This window comes from Paenibacillus sp. Marseille-Q4541, assembly GCF_018310695.1.
GTDB lineage: Bacteria > Bacillota > Bacilli > Paenibacillales > Paenibacillaceae > Paenibacillus.
The window spans coordinates 1-4513 of record NZ_JAGXCY010000071.1 but is presented as its reverse complement, the minus strand read 5'-3'; the positions used below and the strand labels follow the sequence as shown (position 1 = coordinate 4513).

The following is a 4513-nucleotide window of genomic DNA, read 5'->3' as shown; positions in this document are numbered from 1 at the left end:
GATTTATGTTGCAAGAAAAACAGAAGAGTTCAGTCTTCTAATAACGGAGAGAAGTAGAATAAATCAAGATTTGACTCATGATGTAGATGTGAAAAAATTGAGAGATTTGAGAGATGTTTTTTTTAGTATATCTAGTTTATACCAAGTCGATATGACGACTTGTGATCATAATACCGATGTATTACAACTGTTTTTTGATACTGGAAAAGGGTTTAATGAAAAAGAAAGCCTTAAAGTGCAACATGATTTAATAAACGAGGAGAAAAAATACTCCTTACCGATAAATTCTAATAATCAGGAAGTTACGTCAATTAGAATAGACCCATCTAATTTTTCGGGTGTATACCAGGTGAGAGATGTTAGATTTTATGATACTTCCAATCAAAAGATTGAATTATTCAAAATATCAGGAAACTACAAGTGTAATATTGGAAAAAGTTACGTGTTTCTAGAAGATGATCCCCATATAATATTTGATTTGGACTCAAGTGCACATGTTAAATTAGTTGAATTTGAGCTGATTACAGGTTCACATAGCTTGCAAGAATTAATTATAGAGAATAACAAAATTACAAGTACGAAGAACGATAGAATATTAGATTTAGAAGAACAACTTGAAAGTATCAAGGATTTATTAGAAGAAAGAAAGAATGATCTCCAGCTTCTCCAAAAAACAATTTCTGAAATTACTCTAACCGTAGGTTACAAAGATGATCAAATGGACGTATTAAGAAAGGAAAATTCTATTCTCTCTGATCGAATTAACGAGAAAGAATTGCAACTGAAAAATTCTCTTGAAGAAATCAATTCTATTTATCAGACTAAAGGATGGAGGGCTATTCAGTTCTTTAAAAAGATAATCGGTAAACAATAATATTGGAGGATCTTGTTTTGAAACTAAATAGATTTCTTAAAAATAAAGTTTTCCCATCGTTTGCTGGTCTTGTGGGTTTGAAAACAAATATCACTTTAATTCCGTACACCGATATAGAGGGATCATATGATGAATGGGTTGTGCGTGGACATGATCCAGCCTTTTTAATAAAAGGCCGATACTATGTTGGTTGGAATAAAATACAATGGGAATCTATATGTTCTGAGAATATACCCTTAAAAATGTACTGGGATCGTGGTAGTGGTTTTTCTGAGCCAGAGAGTTTGATTTTTTCATATCTAACTCCTCAGAATATTAACTATGAAGCTTTAGTATATATCCCAGAGGATACTCTGAACATAAGAATTGATCCAGGTGAGAGAGAGTTAAGTTTTGTATTTAAAAACTTTTCTGTAAAAAAAGTTTCGCGGTTACACCTAGCAATAGGTTCTTTTAAGAAGATTGTAAGTAGAAATGGAATGAATTATAGCTCCATAAAATCTATGGCGTCTAAAGCTTATTCTATATATAGACTAGAAGGATCAAGAGGATTATGGAATAAAATAAAATCACATATAGTACAAGGCTCAGATAATGTTGATAAAAGCTATTGTAGATGGATGAATAAGAATACATTAACTTTTTCAGATATTGAGAATATCCAAAAAGATATCGAAGAAAACATGATATTTAAACCACTAATTTCTATAATTTTACCTGTTTATAATGTAGAAGAAGAATGGCTAAGAAAATGTATTAATTCTGTTATGGAACAACTTTATGGGAATTGGGAACTATGCATCGCTGACGACGCTTCTACTAAACCTCATATAAAGAAAGTTTTAGAGGAATATGAGAAACTTGATTCTCGCATCAAAGTTGTTTACAGGACTTCAAATGGCCATATTAGTGAGTCTTCTAACACAGCCTTACAAATTGCAACAGGTGAATATATTGGCTTACTTGATCATGACGATGAATTAGCGGTTAATGCGCTTTACGAAAATGTTAGGATTCTTAATCAGTATCCATTAGCCGATATGATCTATAGCGATGAAGATAAAATAACGATTGAGGGTGAACGATTTGCACCCTTTTTCAAGCCGGATTGGTCCCCAGATCTATTGTTATCTCAGATGTATACTTGTCATTTTGGTGTATATAAAAAATCTCTAATTAATAAAATTGGGGGATTCCGAAAAGGATATGAAGGTAGTCAAGACTACGATTTGGTATTGCGTCTGACTGAGATCACTAATGAGATCTACCACATTCCAAAAATATTATATCATTGGAGATCTATTCCTGAATCAACAGCAAGTGGCGACTCTTCGAAGAATTACACCCATTCAGCTGGGTTGAGAGCACTGGAAGATACAATACTAAGACGCGGATTAAATGCTTGGGTTGAAGGTGTGGAAAATATTTCTAACTTATATAGGGTACATCATAATGCTATTAATAATCCTAAGGTATCCATTATTATACCCAACAAGAATTTACCATGTGTTATAGATACTTGCCTTCAATCAATTTTTAGTAAAACAAAATACTCGAATTTTGAAGTCATAGTAATCGATAATGGTAGTCAGGATAGTGAAACTTTTAAGGTGTATGATAAATGGAAAAATAGACAACGTACAAAGTTTAAATGGCTACCATATAATATACCATTTAATTATTCGAAAATTAATAACTATGGAGTTCAACATGCCGATGGAGAGCTGGTACTTTTACTTAACAATGATATAGAAGTTATAACTGAAACTTGGTTAGAAGAATTAGCTGGACAAGCTGTAAGACCAACTGTAGGGGTTGTTGGAGCATGTTTATACTATCCAGATAATACTGTTCAGCACGGTGGAGTTGTTTTAGGTATAGGAGGTGTAGCAGGGCATAGTCATAAGCACTTTTCTTCAACTGAAAATGGATACTTTAATAGACTGAAGACAGTATGTAATTATACAGCTGTAACAGCAGCATGTCTTATGGTTAAAAGAGATCTTTATCTCGAAGTATCAGGACTAAATGAAGAATTGAAGGTCGCATTTAATGATGTGGATTTTTGTCTTAAAATTTGGAGCCTAGGCTACTATAATGTATGGCTACCGCAAGTTAAGCTATATCACTTCGAATCAAAAAGTAGAGGATATGAAGATACTCCCGAAAAACAAGAGAGATTTAGATCAGAGATAGATCTAATGAAGGAAACTTGGGGAGATATTCTGAATTGTGATCCTAATTATAATCCTAATTTAACCAAAACTAGTGAGGACTACAATATAAATGCAGAAGACTAAAACGAGAATAATAGTGAGAAAAACAGCTTTCGTTCTCATCTCAATATTAACTATTTTTATGATCCAAATCTTATATCATAATTTTCAGTTTATGAATGTGGGGCCTGCACAGAATCTTAATCAAACAAATGAAGAGTTAAAAGGCGTAGAGAAACTATCAGAGAATTGGTATAAAACAAATGAGGATGACGCTTGGATTGAATATGGAAATTTTGGAAAAAAGAATCACAATATAAAAATCATTGTTGATTATAATCAAGGGGGTGGTTTTTTACAAGTATTCTATAAAAGTAATAATCAAGAATATACGGAAGCTAACTCCTCTGTATTCCAAATTAAGAAAGGCTTAAATGAGTTTGAGGTGGATTTCAAGAAACATAATATTACTAATTTACGAATTGATTACTCAAATCAAGCAGGAGTCGAATTTAAAGTAGACAAGCTGATTTTAAATGCTGATCTGAAGAGCGGTTTAAATTTTAATACATTAATTAGCCAAAATTTTATGGTTATAATAACGCTCCTCTTAATATATTTAAGCATATGGCGAATAGATAAATTAGTTAAATACCGGTACATAATTGGGTTAACTATTTTTATAGTTTTCATGCTCTTAAAATTAAATGGTTCATCAATTGGAATGTGGAATCAGATTTTAGGTGAGCCTAAGTCTGAAAATAGAATTTTCGGAGTAGAACGCTCTATAAGAAGTGATGAATGGTTAGTTCAAACTCCTTACTTTTTATCACAAACGTTTTCCAATGAGCCGTTAAAGTATGAAAATGATTTAATACGTTCTGATGGACAGAATATGGTTTTAGCGAATGCTCCTACAATGACGTTAGAAACATTAGGAAAACCATTTTACTGGGGTTTCTTATTATTCGGAAAAGACTATGGTCTTTCTTGGTTCTATTTCTCTAAATTAATTATTCTTATTTTATTATCTTTTGAGATATGTATGATTTTAACTAATCGGAATAAGCAAATATCAGTGTTGGGGGCTTTTTGGATAGGGTTTTCTGCACCGATACAATGGTGGTTTACTACTGGAGCAGGTGTAGTAGAGCTTATCATATACTCACAAGGTATTATAGTTAGTATTTATTACCTTCTAAAGCAGGGGAAATTAAAATATCGAATTATGTTGTCTCTAGGAACGTTACTTAGCACTATAGGATTTATATTTACTTTATACCCTGCTTTACAAGTTCCTTTAGGTTTTCTAGTGATTTCATTTGTATTAGGGATTTTTATACAACATGGATTTAAACAAGTTAAAATATCGAAAACTGAATGGCTTATCTATTCTTCCTATGGACTGTTTATTGTATTTATA

General features: G+C 32.0%; 3 protein-coding genes. All 3 read left to right on the top strand.

The features are described from left to right. A partial coding sequence (locus KFT32_RS26980; protein ID WP_211750437.1) for a hypothetical protein occupies window positions 1-874 on the top strand: 874 nt, incomplete at its 5' end. Window positions 875-891: 17 nt separating this feature from the next. Next, window positions 892-3174: a glycosyltransferase family 2 protein gene (locus KFT32_RS26975; protein ID WP_211750436.1), complete on the top strand. Its 2283-nt coding sequence runs from the start codon at window positions 892-894 to the stop codon at window positions 3172-3174. Next, on the top strand, window positions 3161-4513 hold a 1353-nt coding region (locus tag KFT32_RS26970), incomplete at its 3' end, for a DUF7657 domain-containing protein (protein ID WP_349304964.1). The genes KFT32_RS26975 and KFT32_RS26970, both read left to right, overlap by 14 nt.